The sequence below is a fragment of the Burkholderia sp. BC1 genome (genome assembly GCF_052683555.1).
Genome location: NZ_JBQYLP010000019.1, coordinates 33586 through 56989 on the forward strand (window position 1 = coordinate 33586; position 23404 = coordinate 56989).

The window sequence follows — 23404 nt, forward strand, 5'->3', positions numbered from 1 at the left end:
GCTGCCGCGGGGCTTTTTTTCGACTTCGGGCGCGGCGACTGCAACGGCAGCGCCGCGTCGCGCGATCGGGTTCAGGTGCCGCCGGCCGGCGTGTTGGCCGCGGTCAGGCGCTCGCCGCCGCCGGCGTCGAGCCAGTTGCGCAGGCGCGACGCGTCGGCGAAACGCGAATACTTGCCGAACGAATCGAGCAGCACCATCACGACCGGGCGGCCGTGAATCGTCGCCTGCATCACCAGGCATTCGCCGGCCTCGTTGATGAAGCCCGTCTTCTGCAGACCGATGTCCCACGAGCCGTTGCCGCGGATCAGCGCGTTCGTGCTGTTGTAGACGAGATTGCGCTTGCCCGTATAGACCTCGTAGGTGCGGTCGGTCGAGAACTTGCGGATCAGCGGATACTGATACGCGGCGTTGACCATCTTCACGAGATCGCGCGCGCTCGACACGTTCGAGCTCGACAGCCCCGTCGAATTCTCGAAGTGCGTATCCGTCATCCCGAGCGCCTTCGCCTTCGCGTTCATCGCCGCGATGAAGGCCGGACGGCCGCCCGGGTAATAGCGCGACAGTGCGGCCGCCGCGCGGTTTTCCGAGGCCATCAGCGCGATGTGCAGCATGTCTTCCCGCGACAGCACCGAGCCGACCGACAGGCGCGAGCCCGTGCCCTTCTCGTAATCGCGGTCTTCGTCGGTGACTTCGATCTGCTCGGTCATCGGCGCTTTCGAATCGAGCACGACCATCGCGGTCATGAGCTTCGAGATCGACGCGATCGGCACGACGGCGTGCGAGTTCTTGTCGAACAGCGGCTCGCCGGTGTTCTGGTCGACGACATACGCGACGCTCGAACGCAGCGCGAGCGCGTCCGGCGTGTCGTGCAGGCCGAAGGCCTGGCCGACCGTCGGCTGACGCGGCTGGAACGCGACGCGGCGCACCGCGCCATGGTGGCCGCCGCGCACGTTCGCCGCGAGCGTCACGCGCTTGCGCGACGCCTTCGCGCGCGGCGCCTCGGCCGCGGCGACCTTCGCGGATTTGCCGGATGCCGCCTTCTGCTTCGCGGGCGAAGCGGTTTTCTTGGCGGCGTGGTGAGTCTTCGCAGTGGCGGCAAAGGCGTCAGCGGGCGTGACGGACGCGGCGGTCGCGAGCAGCGCGACGGCGACCGACACAGCCGTGCCGAGCGTCATGCTCTGCAACAATCTGCGCGGTGAAAACGATTCGGCTTTCATTGGGGTCTGGACAAAGCGGGCGGGAGGGTTCCGCCAGTGTAGTTAAAGCTGAAAAAAAGAGCAATATTAGGCACTTACCGAGCGTCGTTAAACCGAATTGTAAGCGTCCGCCAACATTCGGTCGATCGACCTGCCCGCTTCCATCGAAAAAAATCATCGATACGGCGCGACAGCGGCCGTCTCCCGATTACCACATGGTTAATTGAGATAACGTCACTTCGGAGGCGTTTTAAAGCGGGGTTACTACGTAGTCCGCGCCCGGCGTGCCGCCGCGCGGGCTCGGCACGGGCGAAGGCACGTCGCCACGGGCGCGCGTGTCGAAACGGCGCGCTTTTCGACACGGACATAAGCATAACGTTCCATGCGCGTGCGCGGTTTACCTGCGCGCGATCATGGTGCGCCGCGCGCCGGAGCACGCGCCGTGCACCAGCGTGGACAGCCGCTGAAACCGATTCCGGAACGCGGCGGTAAGCCGTTGTTTTGTCGATAATTTGTCGTGATTGTGCAATGCACAAAAAATGCTTGACAAGGTTTTTCTCTGCCCTAAAATAGGCTCCATTGCTGCGTTGCACAAAGCACGTCGCCGCAAGATTCCCCAGCGCAGTGCCCTTTACCCCGCGATCGACGCGATCGCTTTCCAGGAGCTTGACATGTCCTTGCTGACCCCCGAGCAAATCGCCGCCGCCCAAAAAGCCAACCTCGAGAGCCTGTTCGGTCTGACCACCAAGGCGTTCGAAGGCGTCGAAAAGCTGATCGAACTCAACCTTCAGGTCGTGAAGTCGACGCTGGCCGAAGGCCAGGAAAACGCACAGCGTCTGCTGTCGGTGAAGGATGCGCAGGAACTGATCGCGCTGCAGGCGAGCCTGACGCAGCCGGTCGCGGAAAAGGTGCTGTCGTACGGCCGTCATCTGTACGAGATCGCGTCGGCCACGCAAGCCGAGTTCGCGAAGGTTGCCGAAGCGCAATTCGAAGAGCAGAACAAGAAGGTGCAGGCGCTCGTCGACAACGTCGCGAAGAACGCACCGGCCGGTTCGGAAACGGCTGTCGCCGCGCTGAAGTCGGCGCTGAACGCCGCGAACACGACGTACGAAACGGTCCAGAAGGCCGCGAAGCAGGCCGTCGAGATCGCCGAGACGAACTTCAACGCAGCCGCTGCGGTCGCGTCGAAGGCTGCGACTGCCGCTGCGTCGCGCCGTACGAGCAAGCCGGCCGCGTAAGCGTCCCCTGCTCCGGAAAGAGCCGCGCACTGCGCGGCTTTTTCATTTCCGCCGCTCGCGCAGGCGCCGGACCGGCGCGGCCGCGGCCGCCGCAACGAAAAACGCCGCCTGCCGGAGAATCCGGACAGGCGGCGTTCGTATCGACCGGCGTGGGGCCGGTCGTGCGCGTTACTTCTTGCGCTGCGGTGGCAGGTCCGTGCAGACGCCTTCGTACAGTTCGGCAGCCATGCCGACCGATTCGCCGAGCGTCGGGTGCGGGTGAATCGTCTTGCCGATGTCTTCGGCGTCCGCGCCCATTTCGACCGCGAGGCACACTTCGCTGATCAGATCGCCCGCGTTCAGGCCGACGATACCGCCGCCGATCACGCGATGGGTTTCCTCGTCGAAGATCAGCTTCGTGAAGCCTTCGTCGCGGCCGTTCGCGATCGCGCGGCCCGATGCGGCCCACGGGAACACGGCCTTGCCGTACTTGATGCCTTCGGCCTTGCACTGGTCTTCCGTCTTGCCGGCCCACGCGACTTCCGGATCGGTATAGGCGACCGACGGAATCTGCAGCGCGTCGAAGTACGCCTTTTCGCCGTGTGCGGCTTCGGCGGCGACGTGGCCTTCATGGACGGCCTTGTGCGCGAGCATCGGCTGGCCGACGATGTCGCCGATCGCGAAGATGTGCGGGACGTTCGTGCGCATCTGCTTGTCGACTTCGATGAAGCCGCGGTCCGTGACGGCGACGCCGGCCTTGTCGGCACCGATCTTCTTGCCGTTCGGGCTGCGGCCGACCGCGACGAGCACGAGGTCGTAGCGCTGCGGTTCCGCCGGCGCCTTCTCGCCTTCGAACTTCACGTAGATGCCGTCGTCCTTCGCTTCCGCGCCGACCGTCTTGGTCTTCAGCATCACGTTGCCGAAGCGCTTCGCGTTGTACTTTTCCCAGACCTTCACGAGATCGCGGTCTGCACCCATCATCAAGCCGTCCATCATTTCGACGACGTCGATTTCGGCGCCGAGCGTCGAATAGACCGTCGCCATTTCGAGGCCGATGATGCCGCCGCCGATCACGAGCATGCGCTTCGGCAGCTGACGCAGCTCGAGCGCGCCGGTCGAATCGACGACGCGCGGATCTTCCGGCATGAACGGCAGCTTCACGGCCTGCGAGCCCGCGGCGATGATCGCCTGCTTGAACTTGACGACCTTCTTGCCGTTTTCGCCCTGCACTTCCATGTGATGCGGATCGACGAACGTGCCGACGCCGGTCACGACTTCGACCTTGCGTGCCTTCGCCATGCCGGCGAGGCCCGTCGTCAGCTTCTTGACGACGCCGCCCTTGAAGTCGCGCAGCTTGTCGAGGTCGACCTGCGGCTTGCCGAACGAGATGCCGTGCGCGGCGAGCGCCTCGGCTTCCTCGACGACGAGCGCCGTATGCAGCAGCGCTTTCGACGGGATGCAGCCGACGTTCAGGCACACGCCGCCGAGCGTCGGGTAGCGTTCGACGAGCACCGTCTTCATGCCGAGGTCGGCCGCGCGGAATGCGGCCGAGTAGCCGCCGGGGCCGGCGCCGAGCACGAGCATGTCGCACTCGATGTCGGCTGCGCCCGCATAGCTGCCCGCTTGCGGCGCGGGCGCCGGTGCGGCTGCGGGGGCGGCCGCCGGCGCGGCTGCGGCGGGCTTGGCCGGCTCCGGCGCTTTCGCCGGTGCGGCTGCGCCTTCCGCTGCTTCGACGAGCGCGATGACCGTGCCTTGCGAGACCTTGTCGCCGGCCTTGATCTTGATTTCCTTGACGGTGCCGGCGACGTCGCTCGGCACTTCCATGGAGGCCTTGTCCGATTCGAGCGTGATGAGCGTCTGCTCTTTTTCGATCACGTCGCCCGGCTTCACGTTGACTTCGATGACATCGACGCCGCTGAAATCGCCGATATCCGGAACCTTGACTTCGATGAGACTCATTACTGTCCCCTTCTTGATTAGCTGCAGACAGAGAGGGAGAACCCCGCAGAGAACCGCGCTTACGGCCTGACCAAAGAACGCGAACCTGGGCAGCACCACCTTTGCCGTCCGCCCAAGGACGCGCCTTTCTTTTGGTTACTTTTCTTTGGAAGACAAAGAAAAGTGACCGCCGCCCCGCGCAGGGGCGACGCTAGCAGACCGTTGGCAATACAGGTTCAAAGGCAGAGCGCGGATAACCGACAGAACAAAACCCACGCCCCCGCGAGCACTCTCCCCGCTCATCAAAGAATGATGCGACGGAAATCCGCGAGCAACGCGCCAAGATACGCATTGAACCGCGCGGCCTCCGCGCCATCGATCACACGATGGTCATACGACAGCGACAGCGGCAGCGTCAGACGCGGCACGAACTGCTTGCCGTCCCACACCGGCTTCATCTGGCCGCGCGACAAGCCGAGGATCGCGACTTCCGGCGCGTTGATGATCGGCGTGAAATGCGTGCCGCCGATCCCGCCGAGCGACGAGATCGAGAAGCAGCCGCCCTGCATCTGGTCCGGCTTCAGCTTGCCTTCGCGCGCGGCCTTCGACAGCTCTGCCATTTCCTTCGCGATTTCGACGAGGCCCTTCTTGTCCGCATCGCGGATCACCGGCACGACGAGACCGTTCGGCGTGTCGGCCGCGAAACCGATGTGGTAGTACTGCTTGAACACCAGGTTGTCGCCGTCGAGGCTCGCGTTGAAGGTCGGGAACTTCTTCAGCGCGGCGACGACCGCCTTGATCACGAATGCGAGCATCGTGAACTTCACGCCCGCCTTCTCGTGCTCCTTGTTCAACTGCACGCGCAGCGCTTCGAGATCGGTGATGTCGGCTTCGTCGTTGTTCGTGACGTGCGGGATCATCACCCAGTTGCGATGCAGGTTCGCGCCCGAGATCTTCTTGATGCGCGACAGCGGCTTCGACTCGAACGGGCCGAACTTCGAGAAGTCGACCTTCGGCCACGGCAGCAGGTTCAGCTCGCCGCCGCCGGCCGGCGCGGCCGCTGCGGCCGGCGCCGCCTGCTGGCCCGTCATCACGCCCTTCACGAAGGCCGTGACGTCTTCCTTCGTGATGCGGCCCTTCGGACCGCTGCCCTGCACGCGCGACACGTCGACGCCCAGTTCGCGCGCGAACTTGCGCACCGACGGCGACGCGTGGCTCGCACGGTGTTCGCCCGACGGCGCAGCAGCGGCCGGCGCGGCAGCCGGTGCCGCGGCCTTCGCCGGTGCCGGTGCGGGCGCCGCAGCCGGAGCGGCGGCGGCCGGTGCCGGCGCCGGTGCGCTCGCCTGCGGTGCCGCAGCGGCCGGCGCTGCGCCGGCGGCCTCGAGCAGCACGATCAGCGTGCCTTCCGACACGGTGTCGCCGACCTTCACCTTGATGTCCTTCACGACGCCGGCGGCCGGGCTCGGCACGTCCATCGTCGCCTTGTCCGATTCGAGCGTGACGAGCGACTGCTCCTTCTCGACCGTGTCGCCGACCTTCACGCCGATCTCGATCACCGGCACGTCCTTGTAGTCGCCGATGTCGGGCACCGTCACTTCGAGCGTGCCGCCCGATGCGGCGGGCGCGGCGGCCGGTGCGGCATCAGCGGGGGCCGCGGCAGCCGGTGCCGGCGCGGACGCCTGGGCCGGTGCGGCCGCCGGCGCAGCGGCGCCGTTCGGCTGCGCGGCGGCGCCGCCTTCGAGCAGGATGATCAGCGTGCCTTCCGACACGGCATCGCCCACCTTGACCTTCACTTCCTTGACCGTGCCCGCGGCGGGGCTCGGCACGTCCATCGTCGCCTTGTCGGACTCGAGCGTGACGAGCGACTGCTCGGGCTCGACCGTGTCGCCCGCTTTCACGAGCACCTCGATGACGGGCACGTCCTTGTAATCGCCGATATCCGGCACCTTCACTTCGATCGCTTGACTCATCTGTCTGTGTCTCCAGGACCGCGCGCCTCCCCGCGAGGCGGCGCGCGGCATCACGCGGCGCGTGTCGTTAAACGGTCATCGGGTTCGGCTTCGACGGATCGAGGTTGTACTTCGCGATCGCGTCGGCGACGATCTTGCGATCGATCGTGCCCTCGTCGGCCAGCGCGTTCAGCGCGGCCACCGTCACCCAGTAGCGGTCGACTTCGAAGAAGTGACGCAGCTTCTCACGCGTATCCGAACGGCCGTAGCCGTCGGTGCCGAGCACGACGTAGCGGCGATCGATCTGGCCGCGGATCTGGTCGGCCAGCGCACGCACGTAGTCGGTCGAGGCGATGACCGGGCCCTGCGTGTCCTTCAGGCACTTCTGCACGTGCGACAGGCGGCGCTCCTCGGTCGGGTGCAGCAGATTCCAGCGCTCGACGTCGTGGCCTTCGCGCGCGAGCTCGGTGAAGCTCGGCACGCTCCACAGATCGGCGGCGACGCCCCAGTCCTTCTTCAGCAGATCGGCGGCGGCGATCACTTCGTTGAAGATCGTGCCCGCGCCGAGCAGCTGCACGCGCGGCGCCTTCGTGTTGGCGTCCGCCTTGCGGAACGCGTACATGCCCTTGATGATGTCGGCCGCCACGTGCTCGCCCTGCGGAATCGCCGGGTGCTCGTAGTTCTCGTTCATCACCGTGATGTAGTAGTACACGTCTTCCTGGTCCTGCACCATCCGGCGCAGGCCGTCCTGGATGATGACCGCGAGCTCGTAGCCGAACGTCGGGTCGTAGCTGACGCAGTTCGGCACCGATGCCGCCCACAGCAGCGAGTGGCCGTCTTCGTGCTGCAGACCTTCGCCGTTCAGCGTCGTGCGGCCCGCGGTGCCGCCGAGCAGGAAGCCGCGCGAACGCATGTCGCCTGCCGCCCAGGCCAGATCGCCGATCCGCTGGAAGCCGAACATCGAGTAGAAGATGTAGAACGGCACCATGATCTCGCCGTGCGTCGAGTACGACGTCGCCGCCGCGATCCAGTCGCACATGCCGCCCGCTTCGTTGATGCCTTCCTGCAGGATCTGGCCGGTCTGCGATTCCTTGTAGAACATCAGCTGGTCGGAATCTTCCGGCACGTACTTCTGGCCTTCCTGGTTCCAGATGCCGATCTGGCGGAACAGGCCTTCCATGCCGAACGTGCGCGACTCGTCCGGGACGATCGGCACCACGCGCTTGCCGAGCGCCTTGTCCTTCAGCAGGATGTTCAGGATCCGCACGAACGCCATCGTCGTCGAGATCTCGCGGCCTTCGCCCGTGCCCTTGAGCAGCGGCTCGAACGCGTCGAGCGCCGGCACCGGCAGCGATGCCGCCTTCTGGCGACGCTGCGGCAGGTAGCCGCCGAGGTCCATGCGCTTCTGGCGCATGTATTCGAGCTCCTTCGAGCCTTCCTCGAACTTCAGGTACGGCACGTCGGCGATCTGCTCGTCGGTGATCGGCAGGCGGAACTGATCGCGGAACTTCTTCAGTTGCTCGACCGGCAGCTTCTTCTGCTGGTGCGTGATGTTCATCGCCTGACCGGACTCGCCCATCCCGTAGCCCTTGATGGTCTTCGCGAGGATGACGGTCGGCGCGCCCTTCGTGTGCGTCGCTTCATGGAACGCCGCGTAGATCTTGTGCGGATCGTGGCCGCCGCGGTTCAGGTTCCAGATGTCGTCGTCGGACCAGTCGGCGACGAGCGCCTTCAGCTCCGGCGTGTTGAAGAAGTGCTCGCGGACGAACGCGCCCGACTCCGACTTGTACGTCTGGTATTCGCCGTCGACGACTTCCATCATCCGGCGCATCAGCGCGCCCGTCTTGTCGCGTGCGAACAGCGCATCCCAGCGGCTGCCCCAGATCACCTTGATGACGTTCCAGCCGGCGCCGCGGAATTCCGATTCCAGTTCCTGGATGATCTTGCCGTTGCCGCGCACCGGGCCGTCGAGACGCTGCAGGTTGCAGTTGATCACGAACACGAGGTTGTCGAGCTTCTCGCGGCTCGCCATCCCGATCGCGCCGAGCGATTCCGGTTCGTCGGTCTCGCCGTCGCCGAGGAACGCCCACACCTTGCGGCCTTCCGTCTTCGCGATGCCGCGCGCCTCGAGGTACTTCATGAAGCGCGCCTGGTAGATCGCCATGATCGGGCCGAGGCCCATCGAGACGGTCGGGAACTGCCAGAAGTCCGGCATCAGCCACGGGTGCGGGTACGACGAGATGCCGTTGCCGCCGACTTCCTGGCGGAAGTTGTCGAGCTGCTCCTCGGTCAGGCGGCCGAGCAGGAACGCGCGCGAGTACACGCCCGGCGACGAGTGGCCCTGCACGAACACGAGATCGCCGCCGTGCTGGTCGGACGGTGCGTGCCAGAAATGGTTGTAGCCGACGTCGTACAGCGTCGCGGCCGATGCGAACGACGCGATGTGGCCGCCGACGTTCGTGTCCTTGCCGGCGCGCAGCACCATCGCGAGCGCGTTCCAGCGCGTGTACGAGCGGATGCGGTGCTCGATGTCCTGGTCGCCCGGAATCTTGGCCTGGGCTTCGACCGGAATCGTGTTGATGTACGGGGTGTTCGCGGAAAACGGCAGATGTTCGCCGTGCATGCGTGCGAATTCGATCTGCTTTTCGATCAGGTAGTGCGCGCGGCCGGTACCCACGGAGGAGATCACGCCGTCCAGCGCCTCGAGCCATTCAACGGTTTCCTGCGGGTCGTCGTCACGCTCGGCGGCGACATACTTCATCACTTCATTCGGTACAGCGGACATTCTCGTCTCCTGGGTCCTGGAATGTGAGGATCGCTCTCGTGCAGACGACGCGGCGCGGCCGGCTGCGGGCAAGCTCAGCGGATTGTAATGAGCGTGCCGGGCCGCACGCAACAAAATTTTCGAATTATGAGATCTTTTCTCGTAATGCGGAATATTGCTGCGCTGCACCCATGCCGCGGGGCGCTGCGGCCCGCGCCAGCCGCATAAATCCGTTTCGGCTCAACATATCGGGTATAGGTTTTCCATGTATTGCGCTGCGCTACAATCCTGCCATGTTGACCGATCGGCTTTTCGCACGCTCGGCGCGACCGTCGGGCCCGCCGGCGGAGTCGCAGCCGTCCCGTTGGCACCACGGACCGTGGTGGTCCAATTCCTATTTGCTGACGCCGCTGCTGTCGATCCTCGTGTTCCTCGTGGTGATGAGCCTCATTCTATGGAGCCTCAACCGCCGGGAACAGCAGCAGCAGGAAGACACGCTGTTCCGTAACGTCGCGTGGGCGCAGCAGCAGATCCGGCTGTCGATGACAGGTGCGCAGGAACAGCTGCAGGCGCTGTCGCGCGACCTCGCGTCGGGCCGCCTCGACCAGAACGCATTCCAGATGGCCGTCGCGGACGTCATGCAGACGCATCCGGAAATCCTCTATCTGAACTGGTATACGGCGCCCGGCGTGCAGCGCTGGCCGACCGTGCATCCGCCGCTGCTCGGCCAGCGGCTCGCGAAGCCCGGCGACGCGCAGCTGCAGGACGCGGTGCGCGGTGCCTACGACGAAGCGCGCAGCTCGCGCCGCCAGGCGTATTCGCCGCTGATCTACGACGACTTCGGCAACGGCTACATCACGCTGCAGACGCCCGTGATGCGCGGCGACCGCGACTATCTCGGCTCGCTCGCCGCGGTGTTCTCGGTCGAGGGCATCCTGAAGCACGACATCCCGCAGGAACTGTCGTCGAAGTACAAGATCTCGATCACCGACGCGAACAACCGCGAACTCTCGTCGACGTCGACGCGCCCGCGCCTGCCGCGCGACTCGCACTACGACCTGCCGCTCGATCCGCCCGGCCAGGGGCTCACGGTGCGCGTCTACGCGTTCCCGCAGCTCACGAACCTGACCAACAACACGCTCGTGTGGCTCGTCGCCGGCCTGTCGTGTTTCGTGCTGTGGAGCCTCTGGAGCCTGTGGAAGCACACGCGCCAGCGCTTCGAGGCGCAGCAGGCGCTCTACGCGGAAGCGTTCTTCCGCCGTGCAATGGAAAACTCGGTGCTGATCGGCATGCGCGTGCTCGACATGCACGGCCGCATCACGCACGTGAATCCCGCGTTCTGCCGCATGACGGGCTGGGACGAAAGCGATCTGGTCGGCAAGGTCGCGCCGTTCCCGTACTGGCCGCGCGACGCGTATCCCGAAATGCAGCGCCAGCTCGACATGACGCTGCGCGGCAAGGCGCCGAGCTCGGGCTTCGAGCTGCGCGTGCGGCGCAAGAACGGCACGCTGTTCCACGCGCGGCTCTACGTGTCGCCGCTGATCGACAGCTCGGGGCGCCAGACCGGCTGGATGTCGTCGATGACCGACATCACCGAGCCGAAGCGCGCGCGCGAGGAGCTCGCGGCCGCGCACGAGCGCTTCACGACGGTGCTCGAAAGCCTCGACGCCGCAGTGTCGGTGCTCGCGGCCGACGAAGCCGAGCTGCTGTTCGCGAACCGCTACTACCGTCACCTGTTCGGGATCCGTCCGGACGGCCATCTCGAGCTGTCGGGCGGCGGCTTCGACCGCGCGCAGGCGTCGTCCGATTCGATCGACATGGTCGATGCGTTCGCGGGCCTGCCGGCCACCGCGCTGACGAACACCGCCGCCGACGCGCAGGAGGTGTACGTCGAAAGCATCCAGAAATGGTTCGAGGTGCGCCGCCAGTACATCCAGTGGGTCGACGGCCACCTCGCGCAGATGCAGATCGCGACCGACATCACGACCCGCAAGAAGGCGCAGGAACTCGCGCATCAGCAGGAAGAAAAGCTGCAGTTCACGAGCCGGCTGATGACGATGGGCGAAATGGCGTCGTCGATCGCGCACGAACTGAACCAGCCGCTCGCGGCGATCAACAACTACTGCTCGGGCACGCTCGCGCTCGTGAAGAGCGGCCGCGGCACGCCCGAGATGCTGCAGCCGGCGCTCGAAAAGACCGCCCAGCAGGCGCTGCGCGCGGGCATGATCGTCAAGCGGATCCGCGAATTCGTGAAGCGCAGCGAGCCGAAGCGCCAGCCGGCGCGCGTCGCGGACATCGTCGCCGATGCGGTCGGGCTCGCCGAAATCGAGGCCAGGAAGCGCAGGATTCGGATCGTCACCGAAATCCTCGCAAGAATGCCTATTATTTATGTCGACCCCGTGCTGATCGAGCAAGTGCTCGTGAACCTGATGAAGAACGCGGCCGAAGCGATGGCCGACGTGAAGCCGCCGTCGGCCGACGGCGTGATTCGCGTCGTCGCCGACATCGACGCCGGCTTCGTCGACATTCGCGTGATCGATCAGGGGCCCGGCGTCGACGAAGCGACGGCCGAGCGCCTGTTCGAACCGTTTTACAGCACCAAGTCCGACGGCATGGGCATGGGGCTGAACATCTGCCGTTCGATCATCGAATCGCATCGGGGGCGCCTGTGGGTGGTCAACAACGTCGAGCCGGACGGCCGCATTTCCGGCGCGACGTTCCACTGCAGCCTGCCCATTGGGGAACCCGCTGATCTCGGCCAAGGGGGGTCCGAGACATCGGCATCACATACCGTTACGGGAGAACTATGAATAGTCCTGTCACCACCACCCAGGAAACCGTCTTTGTCGTCGACGACGACGAGGCCGTGCGGGACTCGCTGCGCTGGCTGCTGGAGGCGAACGGCTATCGCGTGCAATGCTTCTCGAGCGCGGAGCAGTTTCTCGACGCGTATCAGCCCGCGCAGCAGGCCGGCCAGATCGCGTGCCTGATCCTCGACGTGCGGATGTCGGGCATGAGCGGCCTCGAACTGCAGGAGCGTCTGATCGCCGACAATGCCGCGCTGCCGATCATCTTCGTCACCGGTCACGGCGACGTACCGATGGCCGTGTCGACGATGAAAAAGGGTGCGATGGACTTTATCGAGAAACCGTTCGACGAAGCGGAACTGCGCAGGCTCGTCGAGCGGATGCTCGACAAGGCCCGAAGCGAAAGCAAGAGCGTGCAGGAACAGCGCGCCGCGAGCGAGCGCCTGTCGAAGCTGACGGCGCGCGAGCAGCAGGTGCTCGAACGCATCATTGCCGGCCGCCTGAACAAGCAGATCGCCGACGATCTCGGGATCAGCATCAAGACGGTCGAAGCGCACCGCGCGAACATCATGGAAAAGCTCAACGTCAACACGGTGGCCGACCTGCTGCGCCTCGCGCTGTCGAAGAAGCCCGCCTGAGCGCGCGACGCGCACGCCGGGCCGCGCGGCCCGGTGCGCCCGCTCCCCTTCCGCCCCGAGCGATACGGCCCTCTCGCTCGGGGCGGCGTTGCTTGCGGCGCCCGTGCGCGCCGATCATGACGCATTCCGCGCATTCGCTGTCGGACCGCGACAGGCGAACGGTATAATTGCGTGCTTTGCTGCGGCGTTTCCCGACGCCGCACGCCCGCATTCCAACTTCCCGGCAGAACCCACCACCATGACAGCCCTCCTCATCGACGGCAACGCCCTCTCGAAGACCTTGCGCGCGCAGGCCGCCGAACGCGCCGCCGCCCTGACCGCCCGCGGCCACCAGCCCGGCCTCGCGGTGATCCTCGTCGGCGACAACCCGGCGAGCGAAGTCTACGTGCGCAACAAGATCAAGGCGTGCGAGGACAACGGCTTCTTCTCGCAGAAGGACACGTACCCGGCGACGCTGTCCGAGGCCGACCTGCTCGCGCGCATCGACGAACTGAACCGCGATCCGAAGATTCACGGGATCCTCGTGCAACTGCCGCTGCCCGCGCATATCGACAGCCACAAGGTGATCGAGGCGATCGCGCCCGAGAAGGACGTCGACGGCTTTCACGTCGCCAACGCCGGCGCACTGATGACGGGCAAGCCGCTGTTCCGCCCGTGCACGCCGTACGGCGTGATGATGATGTTCGCCGCGCACGGCATTGCGCTGCAGGGCGCGAACGCGGTCGTGATCGGCCGCTCGAACATCGTCGGCAAGCCGATGGCGATGCTGCTGCTCGAAGCGGGCGCGACCGTGACGATCTGCCACAGCAAGACGCGCGACCTCGCCGCGCATACGCGGCAGGCCGACATCATCGTCGCCGCAGTCGGCAAGCGCAACATCCTGACCGCCGACATGGTGAAGCCGGGCGCGACCGTGATCGACGTCGGGATGAACCGCGACGACGCGGGCAAGCTGTGCGGCGACGTCGATTTCGCGGGCGTGAAGGAAGTCGCCGGCTACATCACGCCGGTGCCGGGCGGCGTCGGCCCGATGACGATCACGATGCTGCTGATCAACACGCTCGAATCGGCCGAGCGCGCCGCCGCGGCCGCCTGACCCCATGCCCGCCGGCGCGTGCGCGCGCCGGCTTCCTGCCGGCCGCCGCTCGGCGGCCCCGCGCCGCTCGCGGCTCGCCGCGCGCCCCGCGCATCGCGTGCGCGCCGCGCATCCGACCCTGCCTCAATCGCGCCATTAGAAACTAACGATTGGAAAGCGCGCGACGCGCCCCAATAATGTCGGTATCGGCGCGCCTCGCGCCTCACCGTTTTCATCCCGGTTCATCCGGCAACAGACAGGGAGTCTTATGTCCGACAGCGCCCAAACCAATCCGCTCCTCGATTTCTCCGGCCTGCCCCGCTTCGGCGAGATTCGCCCCGAACACGTGACGCCCGCGCTCGACGCACTGCTCGATGCCGCCAATCGCGCGGTCGAAACCGCGAGCGCGCCGGCCACGCCCGCCACCTGGGCCGACGTCGTCGAAACGGTCGAGCGCGCGACCGAGCCGCTCGGCCGCGCATGGGGCATCGTCGGCCATCTGAACGCGGTCGCCGATACGCCCGAGCTGCGCGCCGCGTACGGCGAAAACCTGCCGCGCGTGACCGAGTTCTGGTCGAGCGTCGGCCAGAATCTCGCGCTCTACGACAAGTACAAGGCGATCGCGGCCGGCGCCGAATATGCGACGCTTTCTGCCGAGCGCAAGAAGATCCTCGACAACGCACTGCGCGACTTCCGCCTGTCGGGCGCCGAGCTGCCCGAAGACCAGAAGCCGCGTTTCGCGGAACTGCAGGAGCAGCAGGCCGCGCTCGCGAAGGCGTTCTCCGATCACGTGCTCGACGCGACGAACGCGTATGCATACTTCGCGCACGACGAAGCCGAACTGGCCGGCCTGCCGGGCGACGCGATCGAAGCCGCGCGCGAAGCGGCGCAGAAGGACGGCAAGGAAGGCTGGAAATTCACGCTGCACTTCCCGTCGTATTTCCCGGTGCTGCAGTACGCGGACAACCGCGCGATGCGCGAGACGCTGTACCGCGCGTATGCGACGCGCGCCTCGGAGCTCGGCCCGCAGTACGGCGGCGGCAAGGCCGAGTGGGACAACACCGCGATCGTCGCCGACGAACTGAAGCTGCGCCGCGAAGAAGCGCAGATGCTCGGCTACCGCAACTTCGCCGAAGTGTCGCTTGCGCCGAAGATGGCCGAGTCGCCGCAGCAGGTGATCGCGTTCCTCGAGGATCTCGCGACGCGCGCGCGTCCGCACGCGGAAAAGGACTGGGACGAGCTGCGTGCGTTCGCCGCGAAGGAACTCGGCCTCGGCGAACTCGCGCCGTGGGACGTCGCGTACGCGGCCGAGAAGCTGCGCCAGCAGCGCTATGCGTTCTCGGAAAACGAGGTCAAGCAGTACTTCCCGGAACCGGCCGTGCTGAAGGGTCTGTTCACCGTGACCGAGACGCTGTTCGGCGTGCAGATCAAGCCGGACGATGCGCCGGTCTGGCACCAGGACGTGCGCTTTTTCCGCGTCGAAAACCGCGACGGCTCGCTCGTCGCGCAGTTCTATCTCGATCTGTACGCACGCGAAGGCAAGCGCGGCGGCGCGTGGATGGACGACGCGCGTTCGCGCGCGAAGCGCTGCGACGGCGTGCAGACTCCCGTCGCGTATCTGACCTGCAACTTCTCCGCACCAGTCGGCGGCAAGCCCGCCTGCTTCACGCACGACGAAGTGATCACGCTGTTCCACGAGTTCGGCCACGGGCTGCATCACATGCTCACGCGCGTCGACGAGCTCGGCGTGTCCGGCATCAACGGCGTCGAATGGGATGCGGTCGAGCTGCCGTCGCAGTTCATGGAGAACTTCTGCTGGGAATGGGACGTGCTGTCGTCGATGTCGTCGCACGTCGATACGGGCGCGTCGCTGCCGCGCGCGCTGTTCGACAAGATGATCGCCGCGAAGAACTTCCAGAGCGGGCTCGGCACGCTGCGCCAGATCGTGTTCTCGATGTTCGACATGCTGCTGCACGTCGATTTCGATCCGGCCGGCGCGCTCGCCGTGAACGACTTTGCGCGCGACATCAACGAGCGCTATCACGTGATCCCGCAGGCGCCGTTCTCGCGCTGGCCGAACACGTTCAGCCACATCTTCGCGGGTGGCTACGCGGCCGGTTACTACAGCTACAAGTGGGCCGAAGTGCTGTCCGCCGACGCCTATGCAGCGTTCGAGGAAGCGGCCGCCGCGAACGGCAGCGTGCTCGATGCGGCAACCGGCACGCGCTATCGCCGCGAAATCCTCGAGGTCGGCGGCAGCCGCCCGGCGATGGATTCGTTCAAGGCATTCCGCGGCCGCGAGCCGAAGATCGACGCGCTGCTGCGTCATAACGGGATGGCCGCGCCCGCGCACTGACGGGCTGCGCCGCGTCGCCGCCGCACACGCACCGCTTCGGCGGTGCCTTTTTCATTGCGCGCTCATTGCGCGCGCGAGTCGTCGTCGAACAGCGAGAACTGCCCGTGGCGCTCGGGCGTGTTTTCGTCGATGCGCACGCCGACGCCGAGCAGCCGCACCGCCTGCGCGCGCCGCAGCAGCCCTTTCGCGAGCAGCGCGACGGCCGTATCGGCATTCGTGGCGTCGGCCACGCATTCGACCGTCGTGCGCTGAAAATCCGCGAAGCGGATCTTCACGTACAGCTTGCGGATCGCACGCGCGGCACCTGCGCGGGCGATTCGCGCATCGAGCTGCACGACGAGCCGGCGGATCTCGTCCGCGCATTGCTCGAGGGTGGTCAGATCGGTCACGTAAGTCGTCTCGACGCTGACCGACTTGCGCTCCTGATCGGCCTGCACCGGCCGTTCGTCGATCCCGCGCGCGAGCTCGTACAGCCGCCGGCCGAATGCGCCGAACTCGCGATGCAGATCGATCAGCGACCAGGTCCGCAGCTGCGCGCAGGTCTGGATTCCGAGCCGGTCGAGCCGCGTGGCCGTGACCTTGCCGACGCCGTGCAGCTTGCGCACCGGCAGCGCGGCGACGAAGGCGTCGACTTCGTGCGGCCGCACGACGAACAGGCCGTCGGGCTTGTTCCAGTCGGAGGCGATCTTCGCGATGAACTTGTTCGGCGCGACGCCGGCCGACACCGTCACGCCGACCGTCTCGTACACGCGCTGCCGGATCTCGCGCGCGATCAGCGTCGCGCTGCCCTGACAGCGCTCGGAGCGGCTCACGTCGAGATAGGCTTCGTCGAGCGACAGCGGTTCGACGTCGGCCGTGTAGTCGCGGTAGATCGCCATGATCTGCCGCGATGCGGTGCGGTACTTGTCCATCGCGCTCGGCAGGATCAGCAGATCCGGACACTTGCGCATCGCCAGCGCCGACGACATCGCCGAGTGCACGCCATAGCGCCGCGCCTCGTAATTGCATGTCGCGATCACGCCGCGCTGGTCGGGCCGGCCGCCGACCGCGAGCGGACGATTGCGCAACGACGGATCGTCGCGCATCTCGACCGATGCGTAAAAGCAGTCGCAATCGCAGTGGATGATCTTGCGTACGCGCGGCGGTGCGTCGCCGTCGGGCGGCGGCTCGCGCGGATCGGAAGACGGAATGGCGGGCGGGTTCACGGTGCCGATACTGTACAAAAACACAGTGGGCGTTTCAACCGCCGCGTGAGGCAGGCGCGGACCGCCGTCGTACGGTGCCCTGCCGCGGGCCGCCGCCTCGCACTGCGCCGTACCGGCCGGCTTTACGCGAAGCGTACCGCCGCACACGCGCACCGGCCCCTATACTCGACGGCGACCATACGAACGAAAGGGCAACGGATGAAGACGATCGGACTGATCGGCGGAATGAGCTGGGAATCGTCGGCCGAATACTACCGGCTGATCAATCGCCATTCGAAGGCGCTGCACGGCGGTCATCACAACGCGAAGAGCGTGCTCGTCACCGTCGATTTCGCGGAGATCGAGGCGCTACAGCGCGCGCACGACTGGCCTGCGCTCGGCGAACGGATGGCCGACGCCGCGCGGCAGCTCGAAGCGGCCGGCGCCGATCTCGTCGTGCTGACGACCAACACGATGCATCGCGTGCACGACGCGATCGAAGCGGCCGTCACGCTGCCGTTCCTGCATATCGCCGATCCGACCGGCGCCGCGCTGCGCGACGCGGGCGTCGAGCGCGTCGCGCTGCTCGGCACGCGCTATACGATGGAACTGCCGTTCTACGCGCAACGGCTGCGCGAGCGCTTCGGCATCGACGTGCTCGTACCTGACGAACGCGAGCGCGCCGACGTGCACCGGATCATCTACGACGAGCTCTGCCACGGCATCGTCGCGCGCGAGTCACGCGCCATGTACGCGCGGATCATCGAATCGCTCGCGCAACGCGGCGCGCAGGCGGTGATTCTCGGCTGCACGGAAATCACGCTGCTGATCGGCGCCGACGATTCGCCGCTGCCGGTGTTCGACACGACGGCACTGCATGCCAAGGCGGCCGTCGAATGGGCCGCGCACTGACGCAACGACGCGCAGCGGACGCACAAAACAAAAAACCCGGCACGGGGCCGGGTTCCTGTCGACGAAGCGCGCATCGGTCACTTGCGCTGCACATCGTCTGGTGTGCTTGGTTGCGGGGGTAGGATTTGAACCTACGACCTTCGGGTTATGAGCCCGACGAGCTGCCAGACTGCTCCACCCCGCGTCAGAGAAATAAATTATAGGGTGGTTAAGCACTTACGTCAACACTTTTGTCATATTCGTACTCAATGCATCGCGGCGCTTCGCGCGTTCCCGCCCCGTGCTCGCGGTAAGATGGCGGCCTTTGCATTGATCCGCACGCGCGCTTCCCCGTTCATGAAAATTGCCACCTGGAACGTCAACTCGCTCAACGTCCGCAAGCAGCACGTGCTCGACTGGCTCGCGCAAAGCGCCGTCGACGTACTGTGCCTGCAGGAACTCAAACTGCCGGACGAAAAATTTCCGCGCGCCGATCTCGAGGCGGCCGGCTATCGCAGCTGGTTCGCCGGCCAGAAAACCTACAACGGCGTCGCGATTCTCGCGCGCGACACGCTGCCGTTCGACGAATCGGACGTCGTGCGAAACATTCCGGGCTTCGAGGACACGCAGCAGCGCGTGATCGCCGTCACGATCGACGGCGTGCGGATCGTGTCCGCCTACTTCCCGAACGGGCAGGCCGTCGGCTCCGACAAGTTCCTGTACAAGATGCAGTGGCTCGACGCGCTGCATGCGTGGCTGCGCACCGAGATGCAGCGCTACCCGAAGCTCGCGCTGCTCGGCGACTACAACATCGCGCCCGAAGATCGCGACGTCCACGATCCGGCGAAATGGGAAGGCGAGAACCTCGTGTCGCCGCAGGAGCGCGCGCACTTCGCGAAGCTGATCGAGCTCGGCTTCGTCGATGCGTTCCGCCGCTTCGAGCAGCCCGAGAAGACCTTCACGTGGTGGGACTACCGGATGTTCGCGTTCCGCCGCAACGCCGGGCTGCGCATCGATCACATCCTGCTGTCGCCGGCGCTCGCGGGCAGCTGCACGTCGTGCGAAGTCGATCGCGTGCCGCGCACGTGGGAGCAGCCGTCCGACCATACGCCGGTCGTCGCGGTCGTCGGCTGACGCCGCCGCCCTGCCGCTTCTGCCCCGCTCCTGCCCCGCGTGCGCTCAGCCGCGCGCGGGCGCGGGCCCGAGATGGGTCCACAGAAAGCCGAATTCGGCCGCGTCGGATTCGGCGCGCTCGAGATCGTCGGCGCTGCCGTGGCCGCCGTCGGTGTTCTCCCAGTACCACACGTTGCGATGACCGAGCGCCTGCATGCGCGCGGCCATCTTGCGCGCGTGCGCCGGATGCACGCGGTCGTCGCGCGTCGACGTCGTCAGCAGCAGCGGCGGATACGCGACGTCGTCGCGCACGCGGTGATACGGCGAATACGCGGCGAGCGCCGCCCCTTCGTCGGGATCGTCCGGGTCGCCGTATTCGTCGAGCCACGCGGCGCCCGCATGCAGCTTCGGATAGCGGCGCATGTCGAGCAGCGGCACGCGGCACAGCACCGCGCCGAACAGCGCCGGGCGCTGCACCATGCATGCGGCGACCAGCAGCCCGCCGTTGCTGCCGCCTTCGATGCCGAGCTGCGCGGCCGTCGTCACGCCGGTCGCGATCAGGTCCTCCGCGACCGCGATGAAATCGTCGAACGAACGTTGCCGATGTTCGCGCTGTGCGTCGACGTGCCAGCGCGGCCCGAACTCGCCGCCGCCGCGGATGTGCGCGAACGCCGCGACGCCGCCGCGCTCGAGCCAGCCGATGCCGAGCGCGTCGCTGTAGCCGGGCAGGTTCGGCAGCGCGAAGCCGCCGTAGCCGGACAGCAGGCACGGCCGCGCGACGCGCGTAGCGCCGTCGAGCGCATCGCGCGGGCCGATCAGCGTGTACGGCACGCGCGTGCCATCGCGCGAGCGTGCACTCGCGCGACGCACGACGAGCCCGGTCGCATCGAACTGCACCGGCGGCCGGTCGAGCAGCACGCGCCGCGACGCGGCATCCGCCGCGCGGTCGGCTAGATCGGCGAGCCAGCATTCGGGCGGATCGAGATAGGTATCGACGTCGACGTAGACCTCGTCGTTCAGCGTCGGCTCGACGGGCTCGACGTCGATCTGCCCGTCGCCCGGCCAATCGAGCGGCCGCGCGTCCCAGGTCCACGTACCGTCGGCCGTCTCGCGCGGCTCCCATAGCAGCGTGCGGTTGTGCACGTCGTCGAGCCAGCTCGCGATCAGCGTGTGGCGCGTATGCGTCCACGTGCAGGCGGACGTCGACGGCTGCGGCTCGAACAGCGTCGTGAACGCGCGCGAACCTTCGAGGAACGCGCGCTCGCGGATCGCGAGCAACGACCCGCCCGCGTGACGCACGCCGTCGCAGTCCCAGTCGAGCCGCGGCTCCAGCACGAGCCAGCCTTCCCAGAAGCCGACCTCGACGTGCGTCGGCACGTCGTAGCGCGCCCACTCGCCCGCCTCGGTCAGCCGGTAGGTATGCGCGTCGAAGAAGTCGACGCTGCGCCACGCGACGTGACGACCGTCGATCGGATCGAACCACGCACCGGCGCTGATATCGTCCGGTTCGCCGCGAAACACGACCGGCGCCTGCGCGAGCGGCGTGCCGCGCACCCAGCGCCGCACGTCGTACGGATAGCCGGCTGCGGTCGAATGCGCTTCGCCGCGATCCCAGCTCACGTACACCGTATCGCGATCGATCCAGCCGATCGTGTGATGGCCGGGCACGTCGATCGTGAAGCCGTCGTCGACGAAGCGACGCAGCACGAGATCGAATTCGCGGACGACGACCGCATCCGCGCCGCCCGGCGACAGCGACAGCAATGCGCGATCGCCGTCCGGATACAGGATCGCGTCCTGCTCGAACACCCACGATTCGCCTTCGGCCGCACCGAGCGCATCGACGTCGAGCAGCGTCTCCCATTCGGGGCGGCCCGCACGCCAGTCGTCCCAGCGCGCGCGACGCCAGAGGCCCTTCGGATGCAGATCGTCCTGCCACAGGTCGTAGGCCCAGTCGCGCCAGCGCGTCGGAATCACCGGCCGTTCACGCGGCAGATACGCGCGTGCGAGCCGTGCGGCGAGCGCGCGGTACGCGTCGTCGTCGCGCAGCGCGGCGCGCGTGCGCGCGTTCTGTTCGTCGACCCACGCGCGGGCGCGCGCGCTGTCGAGCGCTTCGAGAAAACGGAAGGGATCGGCCGCGGCGGGCCAGCGGAAGGAATCGGACATGACGGAATCGCGCGCGCAACACAAAGCGCGATTATGTCCGATCGCGGCATGCGCGGCGCCGCGCATGCCGCGATGCAGGCTCAGGGCTCCAGATGCAGTTCCTGGATCTTGCGCGTGATCGTGTTGCGGCCGATGCCGAGCCGCTCGGCGGCCTCGACCTTGCGGCCGCGCGTGAAGTCGAGCGCCTCGCGAATCACGGCCGCCTCGAAGCGGCGCGCGAGTTCGTCCATCACGCCGGCCGAATTCTCGCGCAGCAATCGCGCGACTTCGGTGCGTAGCCCGTGCTCCCACATCGGGTAGCCGGCAGGCGCACCGTTCGGCGCAGCCGTGCCCGCCATCGATGCCAGCGGCGCCGCGGCGGCGACCGTCGGCGCGGCCGGCGCGTCGTGGCTGCCGGGCGCGGCCGCACCGTCGCCGGCCGATACGGCGATCGGCGCGCCCGACGGGACGAGATCGGGCGGCAGATCCTTGATTTCGACCGTCTGCGCGGGCGCCATCACGGTCAGCCAGTTCGCGAGGTTCTCGAGCTGGCGCACGTTGCCGGGAAACGGCAGCGAGGTCAGATACGCGAGCGCCTCGTCCGACACGCGCTTCGGCTCGACGCCGAGATCGCGTGCGCTCTTCTGCAGGAAATGGCGCGTAAGCAGCGGGATGTCCTCGCTGCGCTCGCGCAGCGGCGGCAGCCGCAGCCGGATCACGTTCAGCCGGTGATAGAGGTCTTCGCGGAACAGCCCCTGCCGCACGCGCGCCTCGAGGTTCTGATGGGTCGCGGCAATCACGCGCACGTTCGCGCGCAGCGGGCTGTGACCGCCGACGCGATAGAACTGCCCGTCGGACAGCACGCGCAGCAGCCGCGTCTGCAGATCGAACGGCATGTCGCCGATTTCGTCGAGAAACAGCGTGCCGTTCTCGGCCTGCTCGAAGCGGCCCTGCCGCGTCGTCTGCGCGCCCGTGAACGCGCCGCGCTCGTGGCCGAACAGTTCCGATTCGAGCAGATCCTTCGGAATCGCGGCCGTGTTCAGCGCGATGAACGGGCCGTTCGCACGCGGGCTATGACGGTGCAGCGCACGCGCGACGAGCTCCTTGCCGGTGCCCGATTCGCCGGTGATCAGCACGGTCGCGGCCGAATGCGACAGCCGGCCGATCGCGCGAAACATGTCCTGCATCGCGGGCGCCTGGCCGAGCATCTCGGGCGCCTCGGCGACGCGGTCGTCCTGCGGCGTGCCGCCGCGCAGGCTCTCTTCGACCGCACGGCGAATCAGCTCGACGGCCTTGTCGACGTCGAACGGTTTCGCGAGATATTCGAACGCGCCGCCCTGGAAGGCCGCGACCGCGCTGTCGAGATCGGAGAACGCAGTCATGATGATGACGGGCAGCCCCGGCAGGCGCTCGTGCACGGCCTGCAGCAGCTCGAGCCCGGACCCGCCCGGCATCCGGATGTCGGATACCAGCACCTGCGGCGTCTCGTGATCGAGCGCGGCGAGCGCGTCGCGCACGTTCGCGAAGCTCTTCGTCGCGAAGCTGTCGCGCGCGAGCGCCTTCTCGAGCACCCAGCGGATCGATTGATCGTCGTCTACTATCCAGATCGGCTTCATAGGTCGGTCAGATATTGGTGTATCGCAATGTCGCCGCTCATGCGTCGAGCGGCAGCAGAATCTGAAATTCGGTACGTCCCGGCCGGCTTTCGACCTCGATCGTCCCGTCGTGCTGCTGCACGAACGTCTGTGCGAGCGTCAGGCCGAGGCCGCTGCCGTCGTCGCGGCCGGAGACGAGCGGATAGAAGATCCGGTCGCGGATCTCGTCCGGAATGCCGGGGCCGTTGTCGATCACATGCAAGTCCAGTGCCAGCCGGTACAGCCGCTTCGCGATCGTGACCTTGCGCGCGACGCGCGTGCGCAGCTCGATCTTCGCGTCGCCCTGCGCGATCCGTTCGCGCAATGCCTGCGCCGCGTTGCGCACGATGTTCAGCAGCGCCTGGATCAACTGCTCCTTGTCGCCGCGCAGGTCCGGCACGCTGACGTCGTAGTCGCGCACGATCGTGAGGCCGCGCGGGAATTCGGCGAGCATCACGGCGCGCACGCGTTCGCATACCTGTCTCTTATACACATCT

15 protein-coding genes, 1 tRNA gene and 1 pseudogene are annotated in these 23404 nt (G+C 66.8%); 7 read left to right on the forward strand and 10 right to left on the reverse strand.

Annotated elements, in window-relative coordinates; translation table 11 throughout:
• Nucleotides 1–71: 71 nt before the first annotated feature.
• Nucleotides 72–1217 (reverse strand): D-alanyl-D-alanine endopeptidase, encoded by a 1146-nt coding sequence (gene pbpG, locus ACSHSS_RS12265; protein ID WP_006401961.1) that lies wholly within the window; start codon nucleotides 1215–1217, stop codon nucleotides 72–74.
• Nucleotides 1218–1867: 650 nt separating this feature from the next.
• Here pbpG and ACSHSS_RS12270 point away from each other — a divergent pair.
• The gene (locus ACSHSS_RS12270) at nucleotides 1868–2434 is read left to right on the forward strand and encodes a phasin family protein (RefSeq protein ID WP_006401963.1); all 567 of its coding nucleotides are present in this window, start codon (nucleotides 1868–1870) and stop codon (nucleotides 2432–2434) included.
• Nucleotides 2435–2602: 168 nt separating this feature from the next.
• Here ACSHSS_RS12270 and lpdA read toward each other — a convergent pair whose 3' ends face one another.
• From lpdA to ACSHSS_RS12290, 4 genes and pseudogenes are all read right to left on the reverse strand, one after another.
• Nucleotides 2603–4372 carry a dihydrolipoyl dehydrogenase gene (gene lpdA, locus ACSHSS_RS12275; RefSeq protein ID WP_445545027.1) on the reverse strand — a complete coding sequence of 590 codons (1770 nt, stop codon included), beginning with the start codon at nucleotides 4370–4372 and terminating at the stop codon, nucleotides 2603–2605.
• A gap of 281 nt (nucleotides 4373–4653) precedes the next feature.
• The gene (gene aceF, locus ACSHSS_RS12280; RefSeq protein WP_445545028.1) at nucleotides 4654–6321 is read right to left on the reverse strand and encodes a dihydrolipoyllysine-residue acetyltransferase; all 1668 of its coding nucleotides are present in this window, start codon (nucleotides 6319–6321) and stop codon (nucleotides 4654–4656) included.
• A gap of 67 nt (nucleotides 6322–6388) precedes the next feature.
• Nucleotides 6389–9085 carry a pyruvate dehydrogenase (acetyl-transferring), homodimeric type gene (gene aceE / locus ACSHSS_RS12285; protein WP_105780025.1) on the reverse strand — a complete coding sequence of 899 codons (2697 nt, stop codon included), beginning with the start codon at nucleotides 9083–9085 and terminating at the stop codon, nucleotides 6389–6391.
• 135 nt (nucleotides 9086–9220) lie between these two features.
• A pseudogene (locus ACSHSS_RS12290) lies at nucleotides 9221–9438 on the reverse strand (hypothetical protein); the annotation flags it as partial.
• Here ACSHSS_RS12290 and fixL point away from each other — a divergent pair.
• The 4 genes from fixL (at nucleotide 9358) to ACSHSS_RS12310 (ending at nucleotide 15940) form a co-directional block, all read left to right on the forward strand.
• Nucleotides 9358–11874, forward strand: a complete 2517-nt coding sequence (gene fixL / locus ACSHSS_RS12295; protein ID WP_012213070.1) for an oxygen sensor histidine kinase FixL — start codon at nucleotides 9358–9360, stop codon at nucleotides 11872–11874. The pseudogene ACSHSS_RS12290 and the gene fixL overlap by 81 nt on opposite strands.
• Entirely contained in the window at nucleotides 11871–12509 is a 639-nt protein-coding gene (gene fixJ, locus ACSHSS_RS12300; protein WP_445545029.1) for an oxygen response regulator transcription factor FixJ, read from the forward strand. The genes fixL and fixJ overlap by 4 nt, the downstream gene beginning before the upstream one ends.
• Before the next feature lie 238 nt (nucleotides 12510–12747).
• Nucleotides 12748–13605 carry a bifunctional methylenetetrahydrofolate dehydrogenase/methenyltetrahydrofolate cyclohydrolase FolD gene (folD, locus tag ACSHSS_RS12305; RefSeq protein WP_105840985.1) on the forward strand — a complete coding sequence of 286 codons (858 nt, stop codon included), beginning with the start codon at nucleotides 12748–12750 and terminating at the stop codon, nucleotides 13603–13605.
• A gap of 247 nt (nucleotides 13606–13852) precedes the next feature.
• Nucleotides 13853–15940 (forward strand): M3 family metallopeptidase, encoded by a 2088-nt coding sequence (locus tag ACSHSS_RS12310; protein WP_445545030.1) that lies wholly within the window; start codon nucleotides 13853–13855, stop codon nucleotides 15938–15940.
• Between the two features lie 62 nt (nucleotides 15941–16002).
• Here the strand turns inward: ACSHSS_RS12310 and dinB are convergent, their stop codons facing one another.
• The gene (gene dinB / locus ACSHSS_RS12315; protein WP_006413943.1) at nucleotides 16003–17169 is read right to left on the reverse strand and encodes a DNA polymerase IV; all 1167 of its coding nucleotides are present in this window, start codon (nucleotides 17167–17169) and stop codon (nucleotides 16003–16005) included.
• Nucleotides 17170–17343: 174 nt separating this feature from the next.
• Between dinB and ACSHSS_RS12320 the strand changes: the two genes are divergently transcribed.
• The gene (locus tag ACSHSS_RS12320; protein ID WP_445545031.1) at nucleotides 17344–18036 is read left to right on the forward strand and encodes an aspartate/glutamate racemase family protein; all 693 of its coding nucleotides are present in this window, start codon (nucleotides 17344–17346) and stop codon (nucleotides 18034–18036) included.
• A 107-nt stretch (nucleotides 18037–18143) separates the two neighbouring features.
• Here the strand turns inward: ACSHSS_RS12320 and ACSHSS_RS12325 are convergent.
• A tRNA-Met gene (locus ACSHSS_RS12325) sits at nucleotides 18144–18220 on the reverse strand.
• Nucleotides 18221–18372: 152 nt separating this feature from the next.
• On the opposite strand from ACSHSS_RS12325, the gene xth reads away from it, so the two are divergent.
• The gene (gene xth / locus ACSHSS_RS12330) at nucleotides 18373–19149 is read left to right on the forward strand and encodes an exodeoxyribonuclease III (RefSeq protein ID WP_012467657.1); all 777 of its coding nucleotides are present in this window, start codon (nucleotides 18373–18375) and stop codon (nucleotides 19147–19149) included.
• Nucleotides 19150–19194: 45 nt separating this feature from the next.
• Here the strand turns inward: xth and ACSHSS_RS12335 are convergent, their stop codons facing one another.
• From ACSHSS_RS12335 to ACSHSS_RS12345, 3 genes are all read right to left on the reverse strand, one after another.
• Nucleotides 19195–21294, reverse strand: coding sequence for a prolyl oligopeptidase family serine peptidase (locus tag ACSHSS_RS12335; protein ID WP_445545032.1), 2100 nt, complete (start codon nucleotides 21292–21294; stop codon nucleotides 19195–19197).
• Between the two features lie 80 nt (nucleotides 21295–21374).
• A complete protein-coding gene (gene ntrC / locus ACSHSS_RS12340) occupies nucleotides 21375–22889 on the reverse strand; it encodes a nitrogen regulation protein NR(I) (protein WP_217044432.1) in 1515 nt (504 codons plus the stop codon).
• 37 nt (nucleotides 22890–22926) lie between these two features.
• On the reverse strand, nucleotides 22927–23404 hold a 478-nt coding region (locus ACSHSS_RS12345), incomplete at its 5' end, for a two-component system sensor histidine kinase NtrB (protein ID WP_445545033.1).